Raw genomic sequence first — 17,997 nt, forward strand, 5'->3', positions numbered from 1 at the left:
CGCGATCTGTGGTCCGTTTGTTTGTGTACAGCTGCCGCGTCCACCGATATCTCCCTCATCCTCTTTGTCGGCAGCGTCAGATGTGTATCAGAGACATGATCGCGACTGCTCGTCCGCAGCGTCAGATGTGTATAAGACACATGGCAACACCCACTCCGACGCCCACCCCGACGCCCACTTCCACTCCCGCGCCTGCCGCAGCCAACCCTTTTGACGCCCTCTACGCCAGCAACTTCCAGCTCAAAGCCTTGTCAGCGGATGCCATTGCGCCGCTGGCGCGGCCCGCGCGGGCGCAGACCCTGGAGCAGGCCACGCTTGACCCGGCCTACGGCACGCGCATCTACCGCGCCACGGACGCCAGCGAAGGCAGCAGCGGCAGCACTTTCGTGCGTCACGCCTACAGCCGCAAGCAGGCATTCAATGCCGACAGCACGCGCTATCTGGTGCGAGACAGCAAGAGCTACTGGCACTTGTACGACGCCAAAACCCTGCAAAAAATCAGGCAGCTGCCCAAGCTGCTGGGCGAAGCCGATCCCATCTGGCACCCCACTGATCCCGGCAAGCTCTACATGACCAGCAACAACGGCGGCAGCGCCTGGTGGCTGTATGACGTGAACACGGACGCCATCGAAACCGTGTTTGACTTCACCCTGCCCGCCACCGGCTCGCCCTGGCCGCAAGCCACCCAGTACTGGACGCACAACGAAGGCACGGCCAGCGCCGATGGCCGCTACCTGGCGCTGATGGTTTCGTCTTATGACAGCGCCACCCGGCAGACCACCATGCACGGGCTGATGACCGTGGACCTGGCGGCCCGCAAAATCATCGGCACGCTGCCAGCCTCCCGGTTTCCCAAACCCGGCGCAGCGCCCGATCACGTCAGCATCTCGCCCAGCGGCAAATACGTCGTGCCCTCCTGGCCTGCCGAAAACAGCGGCGACACCGGCGCAGGCACCTACGCCTATGCGCGCGACTTTTCCGGCGCGCCCAAGCGTTTGCACACCACCTCCGAACACTCCGATCTGGCCTACGGCCCCGCCCGGCAGGATTACTACGTATTCGCCGATTACCAGGCGGGCCGCATCCGCGCCGTGGACATGGACACGCTGCAATCCATCGACATCGAAGCGCTCTACCCGCAGCCGGGCGAAAGCTACGCGCTGCACATCAGCGGGCAGGCCTTCGACAAACCGGGCTGGGTCGTCATCTCCACCTATCAGGACTACAGCGGCTATGACCAAACCAGGCCCGCCGCCGAGCTGCGCGCGCCCATGCGCAAAGTCTGGCTGGCCGAGCTGAAAGCGGGCGGCCGCAAGCTGAACGTGACGCACACCCGCCTGGCGCGCTACCCCGTGCCCTACTTCTTCGAGCCGCAAGCCAGCGCCTCGCGTGATTTGAGCCGCATCATCTTCACCAGCGACTTCGGCGCTGGCGGCAACGCCGACGACTACATCGCCGGCCTGCCCAGCTGGCTGGGCCGCTGAGGGAAGGCACCCGGGCCCTGACTCCAATGGCCCGGGCCGCCTGCCGCAGCCGGGATGGCCTGAAAGAGCTTTACAAAGCTTCATCAGGCTTTGACTGGCGCGGCTGATGGTGACAAGCAGAATCAAAAATTTTCCGGTTTCCAACTGGCCTTCAACTGTTTCCGCTTTTGCCATGACTTCACCCTCTCTGCCCGAAGCCACCTCCGCCTCTGCACGGCCTGCCCGCTGGCGGGGGGCGCTGGGGGTGCTGGCGCTGCTGGCCGCGCTGGCGGCGCTGGGCTGGTGGCTGGTGGAGCGCGCGCAGGCTGGCCCGCAGGCATCCACGCAGGGGTTTGGCCCGGGCGGCGGCGGGCGCAGCCGGGTCACGGTGGGCACGGCGCTGGCGCAGCAGGGCAAGCTGGCGGTGCAGGTGCAGGCGCTGGGCACGGCCACGCCGCTGGCCAGCGTGACGCTGGCGCCGCAGGTGTCTGGCGTGCTGACCGAGGTGCTGTTTGAAGAAGGGCAGATGGTGAAAAAGGGCGATGTGCTCGCCCGCATTGACCCGCGCCCTTTCGAGCAGGCGCTGGCGCAGGCCAGGGCGCAGCGCGCGCAGCAGCAGGCGCAGCTTCAGGCCGCGCAAGTGACGCTCAGGCGCTATGAAACGCTGTGGAAGCAAGACTCCATCGCCCGCCAGGAGCTGGATACGCAGGCCGCGCAAGTTCAGCAGCTGCAAGCGGCCGCGCAGGCCGCCGCCGCCGCCGTGGAGACGGCGCAGATCAACCTGGGCCACACGCGCATCACCGCGCCCATCACGGGCCGCATGGGCTTGCGGGCGGTGGATGCGGGCAACCTTGTTTCCAGCGCCACGGCCCTGGCCACGCTCACGCAGATGCATCCGATGGACGTGCTTTTTTCCGTGCCGCAAGACCACGTGCCCGCCGTGCTGGCCGCGCAGCAGGCCGGGCAGGCGCTGCCCGTGACGGCGCTGGACCGCGCCCGCGCGCACGTCCTGGCCGAAGGGCGCTTTGCCACACTGGACAACCAGATTGACGCCGCCACGGGTTCTGCACGCGCCAAGGCCCGTTTCAGCAACGAGGGCGCAAGCCTTTTTCCGAACCAGTTTGTGAACGTGCGCCTGCAACTGGGCGAGCGCGAAGGCGTGCTGATTCCCGTGACCGCCGTGCGCACCGGCCCCGAAGGGCACTATGTGTATGTGGTGGATGAGGCGGGCGTGGCGCACACGCGCGCCGTCACGCCCGGCATGGCCTCGGCCGAGGCCGTGCAGATTGAAAAGGGCCTGCAAGCGGGCGAGCGTGTTGTGACCGAAGGCGGCGACCGCGTGCGCGACGGCCAGCCCGTTCAGCTTCAGGGCCAGGCGCAGCCGCAAGCCGCCCCCGGGGCAGGCGGCGAAGGGCGCGGTCAGCGGCGCGGGCGCGGCGCGCAGGGCCAGCCGCCAGCGGTTTGACAGGAAGGGAGACTTGAAAATGATCAGAAAAATATCGTGGTGGATTTTGTTTTTGTTTTATGGGATACCGCTTCTGGTGAATGTCCCGTGGAGTTTTATTTCAATCAGCCGCATATTGATTACAGATTCAAATATATGGCAAGAGGCTATGGCTTTTCCATATCCGCTTCCAGAGTTTCTGGCGAAAATGATGCCGAGCAGACTCGGCACGATGCTCGTGGCGCTTTTTCTTCTGAATCTGCTGTTGGCTGTTTTTCCGGCGCATCGCGTGTGGCTCATGCTTTCAGGCCGGGAAAAAGGTGTGCCGGCGGCCTATAACGGGCTGGCGCAATGGCTGGGCATGGCGGGTGCGTTTTTCATTGCGGCTTTTGTTCTGGGAATCATTGTGACCATGGTTTTGCGGGCAGGCTCTGGCGTGCCAGCCGCCATGCTGCTGATTCCCACGCCCTATTTGATGCCCACGAGTTTTGTGCTGACGGAAATCAAGAGTTTCATGCAGCACCGGGCGGGAAAACGCCGCAAGGCGCGCGCCATGCGCCCAGAAAGATAATGGCCGGAAATGATTTTCAGGATGCGCCGCTGAACGCATGCAAAACAAGGTGATCAGCCCGCCGCAGGCAGGCAGAATTGCTTCAAAATAAAGAGCGAATTCAGGCTATCTGAAAAGCTGCCCACCGCACATTCCTCTAGGACGTATTGCTATGAATCAAGGAGCGGAAAAATGGTTTGCCGGGCTTCAACGGGAGCGGGCGGCATGATCAGAAAAATATCGTGGTGGCTCATTTTCATCTTCTCGGGCCTGCCGCTGCCCCTGATTTTGCTGCTGACTTTGGCGCGTTCCATGTTTCATCCGGCGTGGTCGTTTTTGTCGGATGCGGAATCCGTGCTGATGCCGTTCCTGATCTTTCCCGCCATCGTCCATACCGGTTTGTTCAGCTTTATTCATCGAATGATTCTGGAGCCGCTGGGGCTGGCTTCTTCTTCTGAATGGCTGTTGGGGTGGATGTTTTTTTTGCTTTCAGCGCTGCTGGTGTGCGCCGTGCTGCACCGGCTGTGGCAAATGGCGGCGCGGCGTGAAATGACGCCTGCCGTTTACCGGGGCGGTTTGCAATGGGCAGGCATGGCGGGCATTTTGATTTTCGCCATGCTTTTTGTTTTTGTACATTGGCCGTATTTTGGGCTGGAAAATCTGGAAGATGTTTTTCCGCTGGACTGGTTTTTCGTGCTTGCGGGCGTGCTGCTGCCCTGGAGTTTCATATTGAGCGAATGGGCCAGTTTCAGGCAGCGCCGGGCTGAAATGCGGGCTGGCAAGAAAAACGCCCTTGAAAATCATGCCCAAAAGGGCGGCTGATGGCGCGGGCGGCTGAAATGCAGTCTGAAATGCGGATAGGTTTGGCGCGGGAGCGCGCAGCGGCGCGCATGCATGCGCGGATGCATGCGCGCGTGGATGGCGGGCTGAAAAAACTGTCGTGGTGCGCGTGCTGGCTGGGCGCGGCCTGGCCGGGCGCGGCGGCGCTGCTGGCGGCGCTGGTGCTGGCGGCCAGCTGGCCGCCCTTGCTGGGGCAGTGGCAGGCGCTGGCGGCGGCGGCGTGGATGTTTTCGTTTTCGGCGGCGTGGACGGCGCTGCCGGGCCTGGCCGGGCTGGCGCTGGCGCTGGTGGCGCTGCCGCTGGCAGTGCGGCGGGCGTGGCGGGCGGCGCGGGGCCGGGGCGCCGTGCCAGCGGCCTATGACGGGCTGTTTGAGACGGCGGGCGTGGCGGGGGGGGTTTTTTTTCTGCTGGCGCTGGCGCTGGCGGCGGCGGGCGCGCTGGGCTGGCCGGTGAAGGCGGTGTGGCAGCACCGCGCGCTGTGGCCCGCTGGCGTGCTGCTGCCGTGGGCCTTTGTGTCGGCGGAGCTGGCCGAATGGTTTGGAGCCGGGCGCGAGGGCCGCTCCATGCAGGAGAAATCAGCAAGATGAACGTTTCGCGCCCTTTCATTCAAAGGCCGGTGGCCACGGGGCTGTTCATGCTGGCCATTGTGCTGGCGGGGCTGCTGGGCTGGCGCTTTTTGCCGCTGGCGGCGCTGCCGCAGGTGGACTACCCGACGATTCAGGTGCGCGCGCTGTATCCGGGGGCCAGCCCTGACGTGATGAGCCGCACGGTGACGGCGCCGCTGGAACGGCAGCTGGGGCAGATGTCGGGTCTGGCGCGCATGGCCAGCACGAGCGCGGCGGGGGTGTCGCAGATCACGCTGCAATTTGCGCTGTCGCAGTCCATGGATTCGGCCGAACAGCAGGTGCAGGCGGCCATCAACGCGGCCAGCGCGCTGCTGCCGGCGGATTTGCCCGCGCCGCCGGTGTATGCGAAGGTGAATCCGGCAGACGCGCCGATTCTTTCGCTGGCCATCACTTCCGGCAGCCTGCCGCTGCCCCAGGTGCAGGACATGGTGAACACGCGGCTGGCGCTGAAGATCAGCCAGATCAGCGGCGTAGGGTTGGTGACGCTGGCTGGCGGCCAGCGCCCGGCCGTGCGGGTGCGGGGCAACGCGCAGGCGCTGGCGGGCATGGGGCTGGGGCTGGATGCGATTTCGTCGGCCATCAGCGCGGGCAACGCCAGCGGGGCCAAGGGCAGTTTTGACGGCCCCGCGCGCAGCTACACCATCAATGCCAATGACCAGCTCGTTTCTGCCGACGACTACCGCGAGCTGATCGTGGCCTACAAAAACGGCGCGCCCGTGCGCCTGAAAGACGTGGCCGAGGTGACGGACGGCGCCGAAAACGACCGCCTGGGGGCCTGGGCCGCCATCCAGGCGGATGCGGCGGATGCGGCGAACGAGGCCCATGCGGGCAGCGGGGCGGCGGCCCTGCCGCTGTCGCCCGCCATCATCGTGGACGTGCAGCGCCAGCCGGGCGCGAACGTGATTGCCACGGCCGACGCCATCAAGGCCCGGCTGCCCGAGCTGGCGCAAAGCCTGCCGGGCAGCGTGCAGGTGGCCGTGCTGGCCGACCGCACGCTGGGCATCCGCGCCTCGGTGGCGCACGTGCAAATGGAGCTGGCGCTGGCAGTGGCGATGGTGGTGCTGGTCATCTTCGGCTTTCTGCACAGCGCGCGCGCCACGGTGATTGCGAGCGTGGCGGTGCCCATTTCGCTGCTGGGCAGCCTGGGCGTGATGTACCTGCTGGGCTACTCGCTCAACAACCTGAGCCTGATGGCGCTGACCATTGCCACGGGCTTTGTGGTGGACGACGCCATCGTGATGATCGAAAACATCGCCCGCCACCGCGAAATGGGCAAGCCGCCCATGCAGGCCGCGCTGCAAGGGGCGGGGCAAATCGGCTTCACCATCGTCTCGCTCACCATCTCGCTGGTGGCGGTGCTCATTCCGCTGCTGTTCATGCAGGAAGTGATCGGGCGGCTGTTTCGCGAATTCGCGGTCACGCTGGCCATCACCATCCTCATCTCCGCCGTGGTCTCGCTCACGCTCACGCCCATGATGTGCGCGCGCTGGCTGGAGCCGCTGCAAGAAGGCGCGGGCCGCCTGGGCCGCGCCATGCAGCGCGCGCTGCACGCCACCGTGGCCGCCTACGGCCGCGCCCTGCAAGCCGTGCTGGCGCGCCAGACGCTCACGCTGCTGGCCGCGCTGGGCACGGTGGCGCTCACGGCGCTGCTCTACGTGGTCATCCCCAAGGGCCTGTTCCCCACGCAAAGCAGCGGGCAGCTCATGGGGCGCGTGCAGGCGGCCAGCGACGCCTCCTTTGCCCGCATGGCGCTTTTGCAGCAGGCCGCCGCGCGCGTGGCGCTGGCCGATCAGGCCGTGCAGTCCGTCAGCGCCGTGGCCGGCGTGGACGGGGCCAACAACACCGCCTTGAGCGAAGGGCGGCTGACCATCAACCTGCGCCCGCGCACCCTCTTTGGCGACAGCGAAGCGGCCATCATGCAGCGCCTGCGCCAGGCCGTGGCCGCGCAAGTGCCCGGCGCCACGCTCTACCTGCAACCCACGCAGGATTTGACGGTGGACAGCGCCACCGGCCCCACCGAATACCGCTTTGACCTCGAAGGCGCAGACACCGCCCTCGTCAATGAATGGGCGCAGCGCCTGGCGCAAGCCTTGCAAACCGTGCCCGAAGTGCGCCACGCCACCACCAGCGCCGGCGCGCAAGGGCTGGCCGCGCAAGTGCAGACCGACCGCGAAACCGCCTCGCGCCTGGGCGTGACGGCCAGCAGCATCGACAACGCGCTCTACAACGCCTTTGGCCAGCGCATCGTCTCCACCATCTTCACGGAAACCAACCAGTACCGCGTCATCCTCGACGCGGCGCGCCCGCCCGCCTCCGGCCCGTCTGCTTCAGGCCCGTCTGCTTCAGGCGCGGCAGGCGGCGCCAGTTTGCAGGCGCTGCAAGAGCTGCCTGTCAAAACCAGCAGCGGCGCCAGCGTGCCCCTGGGCAGCATCGCCGCCATCACCGAAGCGCCCGCCGCCCTGCAAATCACCCGCGTGGGCCAGTACCCGGCGGCCACCGTCGGCTTTGACGTGGCCCCCGGCGCCAGCCTGGGCGCGGCCGTGCAGGCCATCCGCCAGGCCGCCAGCGCAGCGGGCCTGCCCGCCGCCCTCACCCTGCGCTTTACCGGCGCGGCCGGGGCCTGGCAGCAATCGCTGCAAGGGCAGCTGTGGCTCATCGCCGCCGCGCTGGTGTGCGTCTACATCGTGCTGGGCGTGCTGTATGAAAGCTACGTACACCCGCTCACCATCCTCTCCACGCTGCCCTCGGCGGGCGTGGGCGCGCTGCTGGCGCTGTGGGCCACGGGCCACGCGCTCGACGTGGTGGGCATCATCGGCCTCATCCTGCTCATCGGCATCGTCAAGAAGAACGCCATCATGATGATCGACTTCGCCATCGACGCCGAACGCACCCAGGGGCTGCCTGCCGCGCAGGCCATCCACCAGGCCGCGCTGCTGCGCTTTCGCCCCATCCTCATGACCACGCTGGCCGCCCTGGCCGCCGCCTTGCCGCTGATGCTGGGCTGGGGCGACGGCGCCGAACTGCGCCGCCCGCTGGGCCTGGCCATCTTCGGCGGCCTCGTGCTCTCGCAGCTGCTCACGCTCTTTACCACCCCCGTCATCTACCTCTGCTTCGACCGCCTGGGCCGCGCCCGCGCTGGCAAGCCGGACAACGAACCCGGCGAGAAGGCCCCCGCATGAGCGCCGTTCGTATCAATAAAAGGAGCGAATTTGCACCCCTCAAAAAGGCATCTGTCGCACGTTTTGCGGAGACCTCATGCTATCGAACCAGGAGCGAATTCATGAGGGATTCAGACCCTTGCCTGCGGCCAGACGGCAAACAGGCTCTGGGCATCCGGCCAGCGGCATGAGGGGCGCGGCATGAACCTCTCGCGCCCCTTCATCACGCGGCCCATCGCCACCACGCTGCTCACGCTGGGGTTGGCGCTGGCGGGGCTGGCGGCTTACTTTGTGCTGCCGGTGGCGCGGCTGCCGAATGTGAATCAGCCGGTGATCACGGTTTCGGCCAATCTGGCGGGGGCTTCGCCGGCGGACATGGCGCGCACGGTGGCCACGCCGCTGGAGCGCACGCTGGGCGTGATTGCGGGGGTGACGGAGATGACCTCCAGCAGCGATTCGGGCAGCACACGGGTGACGCTGATGTTCGAGCAGTCGCGTGATATCGACAGCGCCGCGCGCGATGTGCAGGCGGCCATCAATGCCGCGCGGGCCGATTTGCCGGCCACGCTGCGCGCCATGCCCGCCTGGCGCAAGCGCAATCCGTCGGCGCAGCCGTTCATGATCCTGGCGCTGTCATCGGCCACGCGCTCGCCGGGGCAGATTTACGACGTGGTGAGCAACCTGGTGAGCCAGCGCCTGTTGCAGGTGCCGGGCGTGGGCGATGTGGAGCTGGGCGGCGGCTCGCTGCCGGCGGTGCGGGTGGCGCTCAACCCTTTCGCGCTGGATGCGCTGGGCATGAGCAGCGAGGATGTGCGCGCCGCCATTCAGGCGGGCACGGCCAACCGGCCCAAGGGCGTGCTGGAAACGGACGCAGGCGAAGGCAGCGGCGCTGCGCAAGGGCGGGCGCTGCAAATCGTCACGCCCGCGCCGGGGCTGAAGGCGGCTGACTGGCGCGATCTGATCGTGGCCGTGCGCAATGGCGCCGGGGTGCGCCTGTCTGACGTGGCGCAGGTGAGCGACAGCGTGCAGAACACGCGCACGCGCGGCATGTTCAACGGGCAGGCGGCCATCATCGTCTCCATCACGCAGGAGCCGGGGGCCAACCTGATTGCCACGGCCGACGCCATTCACGCCCTGCTGCCGCAGCTGCGCGCGCAGCTGCCGGGCGATATTGCGCTGAACGTGGCCAACGACCGCACGGCCACCATCCGCTCGTCGGTGCATGAAGTGGAGCTGACGCTGGCGCTGGCCGTGCTGCTGGTGGTGGACGTGGTGGGGCTTTTTCTGCGCAATCTGCGCGCGGCGCTGATTCCGGCGGCGGCCACGGTGGTGTCGCTGCTGGGCACTTTCGGCGCGATGCACGTGCTGGGCTATTCGCTGAACTATCTGACGCTGATGGCGCTGACGGTGGCCACGGGCTTCGTGGTGGACGACGCCATCGTGGTGCTGGAAAACATCTCGCGCCATCTGGAAGAAGGCATGCCGCGCCGCCAGGCCGCGCTGCGCGGCGCGCGAGAAGTGGGCTTTACGGTGCTGACCATCAGCGCCTCGCTCATTGCGGTGTTCATTCCGCTGTTGTTCATGAGCGGCTTTATCGGGCTGATGTTCAGGGAGTTCGCCGTCACGCTCTCGATTGCCGTGCTCATCTCGCTGCTCGTTTCGCTCACCACCACGCCCATGATGTGCGCCGCGCTGCTGCCGCGCAGCCTGGCGCGGCCCGCCGCAGCGCCGCAGCGCCAGAGCCTGCTGGGCCGCCTGCGCCAGCGCGTGGCGGGCGCCGCCGTGGCCGCCTACCTGAAGGCGCTTGACGGCGCGCTGGCCGCGCCCTGGCTGGCGGTGCTGGCGCTTGCGGCCGTCATCGGCATGAGCGGCTGGCTGTTTGCGCACATGGCGCGCGGCTTCTTTCCGGAGCAAGACAGCCGCCAGATGCAGGGCCACATGCGGGCCGACCAGAGCATCTCCTCCAGCCTGCTGGCCGACAAGATTCAGCAGGCCGTGGACATCGTGCGCGCCGACCCCGCCGTGGGCGACGTGGTGGCCTTTTCCGGCGGCGGGCGCGCTGGCGGCGGCTTTCTGGCCGCCGCGCTCAAGCCCGCCAGCCAAGCGCCCGAAAGCTCGCGCGCCGTCATCAACCGCCTGCGACCGCAGCTGGCGCAAATCACGGGCCTGAGCGTGTTCATGAACCTGGAGCAGGAAGTGCGCATGAGCGCGCGCAGCAGCAATTCCGGCACGCTCTACGTGCTCAAGAGCGACAGCGCCGCCAGCCTGCGCGAGTGGACGCTCAAACTCGCCGCGCAGCTCAAAACCGACCCGCGCCTGACCGACGTGGACGAAAGCCAGAGCGACAACGGCGTGGAAACGTTCATCACCGTCCATCGCGACCGCGCCACGCAATACGGCGTGAGCAGCAGCGCCCTCAATGCCGCGCTCTACAACGCCTTCGGCCAGCGGCAAATCGCCACCCTGTATGCCGACCTGAACCAGTACGCCATCGTCATGGAATGGCTGCCGCGCCTGGCCCAGTCGCCCCTGGCCCTGCAAGACGTGCGCGCGCCCTCCAGCTTCAGCGCCAGCGCCAGCGCACCGGCCAACCCCGGCCTGCGCGACGCCTCCACCGGCCAGAGCCTGTCCACCAGCGCCCGCAGCCTCGTGCCCCTGACCTCGTTTGCCAGCTACGCCGAGCGCGCCGTGCCCACCAGCGTGCAGCACGACGGCGGCGAGCTGTCATCCACCCTCTCTTTCAACCTGGCCGACGGCGTCAGCCTGCAAGCCGCGCAAGAAGCCGTGCGCGAAGCCGAAAACGCCATCGGCATGCCCAACAGCGTGCGCGGCCAGTTCGCGGGCAACGCCGCGCAAATGCAGCAGCAGCAAAGCGAGCAAATGTGGCTCGTCATCGCCGCCGTCGTCGTCATCTACCTCGTGCTGGGCATCCTGTACGAGAGCCTGATTCACCCGCTGACCGTGCTCACCACCTTGCCCAGCGCGGGCTTCGGGGCCGTGCTGGCGCTTTTGGCCATGAAGATGGAATTCACCATCATGGCCCTCATTGGCGTGTTCCTGCTCATTGGCATCGTCAAGAAAAACGCCATCCTCGTCATCGACTTTGCCCTGAGCGCCGAACGCGAGCGGGGCCTGGACGCGCGCAGCGCCGTGCGCGAAGCCTGCCTCAAGCGCCTGCGCCCCATCCTCATGACCACGCTGGCCGCCGGCCTGGGCGCGCTGCCGCTGGCCATTGGCTTTGGCCAGGGGGCCGAGCTGCGCCAGCCCCTGGGCGTGACCATCATCGGCGGCCTGCTCGCCAGCCAGTTCATGACCTTGCTCACCACCCCCGCCATCTACGTGCTGCTGGACGGACTGCGCCAGCGCGCGGCGGGGCGCGAAAAGCCGGACGCCTGCAATTAATTGCTGGACAAAAGATTCAGGCAAGAGCGATGCGCAACCATCATTGACTTTTTGAAAGCGCCTGCCATGAAAGCCCCATCCGTGCTGCTGGCCATTGCTGTTTTCGCGAATTTTTTAACGCCGGTTTCCGGTGCTGAAAACGCAGCTTCCAATCATCGCCTGCGCGCCTACAAGGAATCGCTCGCCAGCGATCTTTCAGAAACATTCCGGCAAAAGCATGGCGAAAATGCAAAAACGCTGACGGCCGATCATATTTCTGACGCGGCCGTCATGAATCACATGCAGAAAGCCAATGCGCTGAACAGGCTGGAAAATGAAATAAAAACCCGGTTCGCCGACCGGTTTACCTCCAGTTATGTTGAAGAAAGAGACGTTGGCGATCTGGTATTGCACATTTCCATCAAAAATCTTCAGGATGAAGAGAAAACGCGGCTTTTACACGATTATGAATCCGTCATTTTTCACGCATCTCCCTACAGCAGGCCTGAAATCAGGCATCTGGTTTCCAGAATTCTGAACAAGATACGCGATGCAGGTGCACTAGGCCTGCTGGGCGGCGGATACGCAGATCAGTCCGGCCATTTCATCGTTTCTGTTCTGGATGGATGGGAAACATTCGTCCGCCACGTGATTCAGGGCGATTCCGAACTCAGTGAATTACCTATAAAAATAGAAATATCCAGGCCGCTGGTAGCCAATGCATCGCCCAATTTATGGGCCGGCATGCCTATTAACAACTTTACGCAACACGGAGGTTCTTTTTAGGCAATTAATTGCACAGCTGGATTCAATGTGGTGGGAGGCATATACCCTTTTACCATTACTGCGGGCCATTGTGGCAATACGGGCGATAAAATTTACACAGTAAAACATCCTAATACTGCCGGAGAATTTTATGGCACTATCACTGAATCAGTCTTTAGGTCGGGCGATCGGTCTGATGATGCCATCATAGGAAATGACAATTTTAAACATAGTACACCCGGCAAATATGTTTATATTACGCATCCATTTTACGCAGGTTTTCCTGTTTATTGGAATGGTGGGGTTCAAATATCTCAAGACGTTCACGCTTATTTTGATCCGGTTATTGGTATAAGATATTGTGCTTTTGGCTCCGTAGGAGGATGGAAATGCGGTCTCACAATTCAGAATGGAAGGCGAGAAACATACTTTGGCAGAACGATAGATAACCTCTCTATTATGAAGTTCTGCAGCAAACCGGGGGATTCGGGAGGGCCTCTGGTTACTGGAGAAGAGGTAAGAGGCGGCAATTTTGCTGTAGGTATCGTTGTTGCATCAACTGATGCCTGTGCTTCTGCAGGCCAATTTGGAAGCGCTCCATCTCCCATTACGGCTGTGATACCCATAAGCTTTATATTGAATAATCTTCACGTGAATTTGGCTCCAGTCTATTGATGATTCATAAATGATTTCATCTGAAATCGTCGCTTTAATGAATTACCTTGCGCAGCAAGCCGTGAAGTTCACGACCTTGCTCACCGCCCCAGCCATCTACGTGCCGCTGGACGAGTTGCGCCAGCGCGTGGCGGGGCGCAAGAAGCCGGACGCCTGTGATTAATCGCCAGACCAAAGATGCGGGCAAAAGCAATGCGCAACCATATTGCACAACAAAGAAATCAAGCAATTGGCTGGAATTTCTGTAAGGTAGCAAGGTTGTTATCATGTTTTATGTCGGACCAGATTTTGGCAAATAGTTGTATGCGGAAAAATTCGCCAAAAAGTGACGAAAGGACAGGGTAAATGCATGGCATTATTGCCTGTACATTTCATGGTTTCTATCTTGGATGGATGGGATGCGTTCGATCGTAATATTATCCAAGGCGACTCCTATCTCAGCAGGTTGCCCATAAAACTGGAAATAAGGTGATACTGCAGTATCGCGACATTGCAACTTTTGTGGGTGTATTCACTCATCACAAAAACTCACGCCACAAGCAGCGGGCAATCTGGCCGCCAAAGATTCAGGCCCCCGTTGCCATCACAACCACGGCAAGGACGGGCATGCCTTGAAGCTCGTTTTACTATGAAATAAATAGCTGCCCGCGCCCATTCCACCAGGACTTGAGGCCGGTTTGATGCCTGAAATCCAGCCCTGTAATCCAAACCCGAACTCCGCTTCTGAACGCCATGCGCTCCACCCCTTGCGCCGCCTTGCTTGCCCTGGCCGCCCTGCTTGCCGCCTGCTCGCAAGCAAGCCGCCACGAAACCCCGGCCATCGACTTGCCTGCCACATGGAAAACCCTGCCCGCCGCCAACGCCGCCCCCGAAGGCTGGATCAGCGCCGATCAGGCCGCCCGCCCGCTGGCCGCCGACTGGTGGCGCGGCTGGCAAGACCCCGTCCTCTCGGCCCTGATGGAGCAGGCCGCCGCCCATAACCAGACCGTGGCCGCTGCCGCCGCCAGCGTGCGGCAGGCCCAGGCGCTGCTGGAGCAGCAGCAAGCCGCGCTCTGGCCCACGCTGGGCCTGCAAGGCAGCCAGCAGCGCAGCGGCGGCGACGCGCGCGCAGCTGGCGGATCGGGCAGCCTGAACCTGTCGGCCAGCTGGGCGCCTGACCTCTGGGGGCGCGCCGCCAGCGCCGCCAGCGCCCAGGCCGCCGCCGTGCAGGCCAGCCAGGCCGACCTGGCCGCCGCCCGGCTGGCCGCGCAAGCCAGCCTGGCGCAAAGCTACTTCGCCCTGCGCGAGGCCGATGCCGAGCTGGCCCTGCTGGACGACATCATCGAAGGCTACGAACGCAGCGCCGCCATTGCCCAGCGCCGCTTTGAAAGCGGCACGGTGGCCCGCACCGACGCCCTTCAGGCCCAAAACACGCTTGAGTCCGCCCGCGCCAGCCGCGCCGCGCTGGAGCGCAACCGGCATCTGGCCGAAAACGCCATTGCCGCCCTCACGGGCCAGCCGGCCGCCGCCTTCAGCCTGCCGCCTGCCCGTTCGCTGCATGACTGGCAGCGCGCCCTGCCAGCCATCCCGGTGGATGTGCCCGCCACCCTCTTGCTGCGCCGCCCCGACGTGGCCGCCGCCGAGCGCGCCGTGGCCGCCGCCAACGCCCGCATTGGCGTGGCCCGCGCCGCGTGGTTTCCCACACTCAACCTCAATGCCAGCGCGGGCGGCAGCGGCGCAACGCTGGCCGATGTCATCTCCGCCCCGCAATTGCTGTGGTCGCTGGGCCTGAACCTGGCGCAAACCCTGTTTGACGCTGGTGCGCGCTCCGCCGCCGAAAAGCAGGCCATCGCCGCCCACGAGCAAGCCGCCGCCGCCTACCGCCAGCGGGCGCTGACGGCCATGAAAGAAGTGCAAGACCAGCTCGCCACCTTGCAAACCCTGGCCCGCCAGCAGCGGCACGCCGCCGCCAGCGCCGAAAACGCCGCCGCCATCGAGCAGCAAATGCTCAACCGCTACCGCGCCGGCCTGGTGGCCTACACCGAAGTGGTCACCGCCCAGGCCAGCGCCCTCACCGCCCGCCGCTCGCTCATGCAGCTGCAACTGCAACGCCAGCAGGCCGCCATTGCCTTGATTCAGGCGCTGGGCGGCGGATGGCAAACGCCGCAGCAAGCGCCGCAGTAAACGCCTTGAAATGCAGCCTTCATGTGTCCGGGCGCTTGAGCTGCTTGAGCCGTCCGGGGCCGCGCGCGCTGGCCGCCTTGCGTCCCGTCTATTGCGCAAAAAGCGCGGTCCGGCTGGCAAGGCGCAAAAAAAGCGGGGCCTGGCCCCGCGTTCATGCCGGCTCCAGGCCCGCTCCTACTGCATCACCACGCTGGCGCCCTGCGGCGGCTTGAACTGGAAGCGGCTGGCGGGCAGGCTGGGCTTGAGGGTGAAGCGCTCGAAAGTGATGAGCGACTGCTGGCCGAAGCTGTCCACGATTTCAAGCGTGGCCAGTTGCGGCGCGCCGCCTTCGCTGGCGGCAGGCGCAAAGCCGATGCGGATGCTCTGCAACTGCCCGTCTTTGGAGCGCGGCAGGGCCTTGACCCAGTCCTGCCCGTTGCGGCGCGGCTCTTCGCTCAGCTCAAAGTCTTTTTGCAGCGCCTGCATGGTGGTGGCCGAGGCGATGATGGCTGCCGGACTGGCGCCCAGGGCCTGCTCCTGCGGGCGGGCCGTGACCTGGTCCAGATCGGCGTCGTACATCCATAAAGTCGTGCCGTCGGCCACGATGGTTTGCGTGAAAGGCTTCTGATAGTCGAAGCGAAAGCGCCCGGGCCGCTGGAACTCGAATTGCCCGCTGGAGGTTTTGCTGCGCGCGGCCTGCTCCTGCCGTGGCGGGGTGGTCACCACCTGCGTGAAGGCGGCCTGCCCGGCGCGGGCGGATTCCACGAATTGCGCCAGCGCCTGCATGCCGCCAGCGTGGGCGGGCAGCGCGGCAGACAGGCTGGCGGCAAAGGCGGCGGAGGCAAGAATGAGCGTGCGCAAGGTTTTCATGGCTGGCGTGGAGCTTGGGGCATCCGGGCAAGTTCCGGCCCGCAGCCGGGCCGTCGGGAAAAGGGCGAAAGGCGGCAGCAAAGCTACCGCCCCAGGGCATGCAGCAGGCGGTCAAGGCCGCCTTCGTTGATGAGCACGGCGGCCCGCTCGCGCACCCTGGGCTTGGCATGGTAGGCCACGGAAAGGCCGGCGGCGGCCATCATTTCAAGATCATTGGCGCCGTCGCCCACGGCGATGGCCTGCGCAGGGGCGATGCCCAGCAGGCCGCACACGTCCAGCAGGGTCTGGCGCTTCATGGCGCCGTCCACGATGTCGCCCCAGCTTTGCGGCAGCAGGCGGCCCGTGAGCTGGCCCTGCCGGATTTCAAGCTGGTTGCTGCGGGCGAAATCCAGCGCCAGGCGCTGGCGCAGACGCTCGGCAAACCAGGTGAAGCCGCCGCTGAGCAGCAGCGTTTTCAGCCCCGCCGCCTTGGCGGCCAGAATGAGTTCCGCCGCGCCGGGGCTGGGGCGCAGGCGCTCCTGCCACACGCGCTCCAGCTGCGCCTCGCTCACGCCTTGCAGCAGGGCCACGCGGCGGCGCAGGCTCTCCTTGAAATCGGTGATTTCGCCGCGCATGGCCGCTTCGGTGATGGCGGCCACTTCAGCGCCGCGCCCTGCGGCGGCGGCGATTTCGTCCACGCACTCGATGTTGATGAGGGTGGAGTCCATGTCAAAAGCGATGAGCCTGAAATGGCCCAGCGGCGGCAAGGCGGCGGCGCTGCGCACGAGCAGGCCAGGGGCGATTTCGTGCAAGGGCGCGGACGGTGAGGCGGTCATGATGGGCGGAAGCGGTTGATCATTAAAAAAAGGAGCGGATTCAGAGCGTGAAAAACGTGTAACGTCTTAGTGGAATCGAGAGAGCTTGCTATGGTTTTCAAAGCTATTTCCGGCTTGCCTGGGAACCTGTTCAAAGAGCGGGACGGGTAAGACGCAAGGGGCGCAAGGGGCGCTCATTCGCGGCCCGCATCTGCCGCCGCCAGCGTTTCCGCGCGGATTTCTTCGGTCAGGCGGGCCTTGAGCTGCATGAATTCGGGCGAAGTCTTGAGCGTGTAGTGGCGCGGGTGCGGAAAGTCCACGGCGATTTCACTCTTGATGCGGCCCGGGCGGGCGCTGAAAACAGCCACGCGGCTGGCCATGAAGATGGCTTCGTCAATGTCGTGCGTGACAAAGAGCACGGTTTTCTGCGCCTGCTCCCAGATGCCCAGCAAAAGCTCCTGCATGAGCACGCGCGTCTGGTTGTCCAGCGCGCCGAAAGGCTCGTCCAGCAGCAGCATCCTGGGGTCGTTGGCCAGGGCGCGGGCAATGGCCGTGCGCTGCTGCATGCCGCCGGAGAGCTGCTTGGGGTAATGGTGTTCAAAGCCGCGCAGGCCCACTTTGGCAATGAAGAAGTCGCTGCGCTCTTTTTGCTGCGCCGCGCCCATGCCGCGCTCGCGCAGGCCGAAGCGGATGTTCTGCTCCACCGTCAGCCACGGAAAGAGCGTGTAGCTCTGGAACACCATGCCCCGGTCCGCGCCGGGGCCGCGCACGGGCGCGCCTTCCAGCAGCGCCTGGCCTTCGGTGGGAAAGTCCAGCCCCGCAATGATGCGCAGCAGGGTGGACTTGCCGCAGCCGGAAGGGCCGAGGATGGTGATGAAGTCGTTTTCGCGCACTTGCAGGTTGATGGGGCGCAGCGCCTGCGTGGGCGGCTTGCCGCGTGCGCCGGGAAAAATGCGCGTGACGCCCTGCACATCCAGCTGAACGGCGGGGGCGGCGGGGGCGGAGGAGAGCGCTGGCGGGCGCGGCAGCGCCTGCTCTGGCGCGTTCGTGGCAGCTATCGCGGGGGACATCATGGCGGTCATCGTGCTGATCAGGGCGGTCACGCGGTTTTCAAAAGCCTGGCCTGGCGTGGAAAAGCAAGGCGGGCAAAAGCGGGAAACAAACGGTATGGGAAACAGGGCGGAGGCGTTCCATGCACGCAGCTCGTTGGCAGGGTGAAGGGCGGGGCGGCATGCGGTTATTTTGCTTCGCTATTCATAGCAATATGTCCTAGTGGAAACTGCGCGAAG

The 17,997-nt window shown here is 65.0% G+C and carries 14 protein-coding genes; 11 read left to right on the plus strand and 3 right to left on the minus strand.

Going from position 1 to position 17,997, the window contains the following annotated elements:
- Positions 1-140: 140 nt before the first annotated feature.
- The 11 genes from C1720_RS00005 to C1720_RS00045 all read left to right on the plus strand — a co-directional run bounded on the left by C1720_RS00005 (position 141) and on the right by C1720_RS00045 (position 15,065).
- Positions 141-1,484 carry a YncE family protein gene (locus C1720_RS00005; protein WP_199170908.1) on the plus strand — a complete coding sequence of 448 codons (1,344 nt, stop codon included), beginning with the start codon at positions 141-143 and terminating at the stop codon, positions 1,482-1,484.
- A gap of 172 nt (positions 1,485-1,656) precedes the next feature.
- Positions 1,657-2,928: an efflux RND transporter periplasmic adaptor subunit gene (locus tag C1720_RS00010; RefSeq protein ID WP_102282785.1), complete on the plus strand. Its 1,272-nt coding sequence runs from the start codon at positions 1,657-1,659 to the stop codon at positions 2,926-2,928.
- 13 nt (positions 2,929-2,941) lie between these two features.
- The gene (locus C1720_RS12580; RefSeq protein WP_146006776.1) at positions 2,942-3,478 is read left to right on the plus strand and encodes a hypothetical protein; all 537 of its coding nucleotides are present in this window, start codon (positions 2,942-2,944) and stop codon (positions 3,476-3,478) included.
- 291 nt (positions 3,479-3,769) lie between these two features.
- On the plus strand, positions 3,770-4,279 hold the full coding sequence (locus C1720_RS13910; RefSeq protein ID WP_146006777.1) for a hypothetical protein: 510 nt from the start codon (positions 3,770-3,772) through the stop codon (positions 4,277-4,279).
- A 68-nt stretch (positions 4,280-4,347) separates the two neighbouring features.
- Positions 4,348-4,884, plus strand: a complete 537-nt coding sequence (locus C1720_RS00025) for a hypothetical protein (RefSeq protein ID WP_146006778.1) — start codon at positions 4,348-4,350, stop codon at positions 4,882-4,884.
- On the plus strand, positions 4,881-8,102 hold the full coding sequence (locus C1720_RS00030) for an efflux RND transporter permease subunit (protein WP_102282789.1): 3,222 nt from the start codon (positions 4,881-4,883) through the stop codon (positions 8,100-8,102). The genes C1720_RS00025 and C1720_RS00030 overlap by 4 nt, the downstream gene beginning before the upstream one ends.
- Positions 8,103-8,282: 180 nt before the next feature.
- On the plus strand, positions 8,283-11,483 hold the full coding sequence (locus tag C1720_RS00035; protein WP_102282790.1) for an efflux RND transporter permease subunit: 3,201 nt from the start codon (positions 8,283-8,285) through the stop codon (positions 11,481-11,483).
- 66 nt (positions 11,484-11,549) lie between these two features.
- On the plus strand, positions 11,550-12,248 hold the full coding sequence (locus C1720_RS00040) for a hypothetical protein (RefSeq protein WP_146006779.1): 699 nt from the start codon (positions 11,550-11,552) through the stop codon (positions 12,246-12,248).
- Between the two features lie 30 nt (positions 12,249-12,278).
- Positions 12,279-12,902: a S1 family peptidase gene (locus C1720_RS12585; protein WP_146006780.1), complete on the plus strand. Its 624-nt coding sequence runs from the start codon at positions 12,279-12,281 to the stop codon at positions 12,900-12,902.
- 10 nt (positions 12,903-12,912) lie between these two features.
- Positions 12,913-13,065, plus strand: coding sequence for a hypothetical protein (locus tag C1720_RS13525; RefSeq protein ID WP_158241588.1), 153 nt, complete (start codon positions 12,913-12,915; stop codon positions 13,063-13,065).
- A gap of 569 nt (positions 13,066-13,634) precedes the next feature.
- Positions 13,635-15,065 (plus strand): efflux transporter outer membrane subunit, encoded by a 1,431-nt coding sequence (locus C1720_RS00045; RefSeq protein WP_102282792.1) that lies wholly within the window; start codon positions 13,635-13,637, stop codon positions 15,063-15,065.
- 174 nt (positions 15,066-15,239) lie between these two features.
- Here C1720_RS00045 and lolA read toward each other — a convergent pair whose 3' ends face one another.
- From lolA to C1720_RS00060, 3 genes are all read right to left on the minus strand, one after another.
- On the minus strand, positions 15,240-15,914 hold the full coding sequence (gene lolA, locus C1720_RS00050; RefSeq protein WP_050716124.1) for an outer membrane lipoprotein periplasmic chaperone LolA: 675 nt from the start codon (positions 15,912-15,914) through the stop codon (positions 15,240-15,242).
- Positions 15,915-15,997: 83 nt separating this feature from the next.
- Positions 15,998-16,729, minus strand: a complete 732-nt coding sequence (gene serB, locus C1720_RS00055; RefSeq protein ID WP_102282793.1) for a phosphoserine phosphatase SerB — start codon at positions 16,727-16,729, stop codon at positions 15,998-16,000.
- Positions 16,730-16,902: 173 nt separating this feature from the next.
- Positions 16,903-17,781 carry an ABC transporter ATP-binding protein gene (locus C1720_RS00060; protein ID WP_233199708.1) on the minus strand — a complete coding sequence of 293 codons (879 nt, stop codon included), beginning with the start codon at positions 17,779-17,781 and terminating at the stop codon, positions 16,903-16,905.
- Positions 17,782-17,997: the final 216 nt, after the last annotated feature.

The organism is Ottowia massiliensis (assembly GCF_900240305.1).
GTDB classification, from domain to species: Bacteria; Pseudomonadota; Gammaproteobacteria; order Burkholderiales; family Burkholderiaceae_C; genus Ottowia; species Ottowia massiliensis.

Excerpts from the sequence above, each read along its gene's own strand:
- C1720_RS00005 (WP_199170908.1), top strand. The coding sequence starts at position 141 with ATGGCAACACCCACTCCGACGCCCACCCCGACGCCCACTTCCACTCCC.
- C1720_RS00010 (WP_102282785.1), top strand. The coding sequence starts at position 1,657 with ATGACTTCACCCTCTCTGCCCGAAGCCACCTCCGCCTCTGCACGGCCT.
- C1720_RS13910 (WP_146006777.1), top strand. The coding sequence starts at position 3,770 with ATGTTTCATCCGGCGTGGTCGTTTTTGTCGGATGCGGAATCCGTGCTG.
- C1720_RS00025 (WP_146006778.1), top strand. The coding sequence starts at position 4,348 with ATGCATGCGCGGATGCATGCGCGCGTGGATGGCGGGCTGAAAAAACTG.
- C1720_RS00030 (WP_102282789.1), top strand. The coding sequence starts at position 4,881 with ATGAACGTTTCGCGCCCTTTCATTCAAAGGCCGGTGGCCACGGGGCTG.
- C1720_RS00035 (WP_102282790.1), top strand. The coding sequence starts at position 8,283 with ATGAACCTCTCGCGCCCCTTCATCACGCGGCCCATCGCCACCACGCTG.
- C1720_RS00040 (WP_146006779.1), top strand. The coding sequence starts at position 11,550 with ATGAAAGCCCCATCCGTGCTGCTGGCCATTGCTGTTTTCGCGAATTTT.
- C1720_RS13525 (WP_158241588.1), top strand. The coding sequence starts at position 12,913 with ATGATTTCATCTGAAATCGTCGCTTTAATGAATTACCTTGCGCAGCAA.
- C1720_RS00045 (WP_102282792.1), top strand. The coding sequence starts at position 13,635 with ATGCGCTCCACCCCTTGCGCCGCCTTGCTTGCCCTGGCCGCCCTGCTT.
- lolA (WP_050716124.1), bottom strand. The coding sequence starts at position 15,914 with ATGAAAACCTTGCGCACGCTCATTCTTGCCTCCGCCGCCTTTGCCGCC.
- serB (WP_102282793.1), bottom strand. The coding sequence starts at position 16,729 with ATGACCGCCTCACCGTCCGCGCCCTTGCACGAAATCGCCCCTGGCCTG.
- C1720_RS00060 (WP_233199708.1), bottom strand. The coding sequence starts at position 17,781 with ATGATGTCCCCCGCGATAGCTGCCACGAACGCGCCAGAGCAGGCGCTG.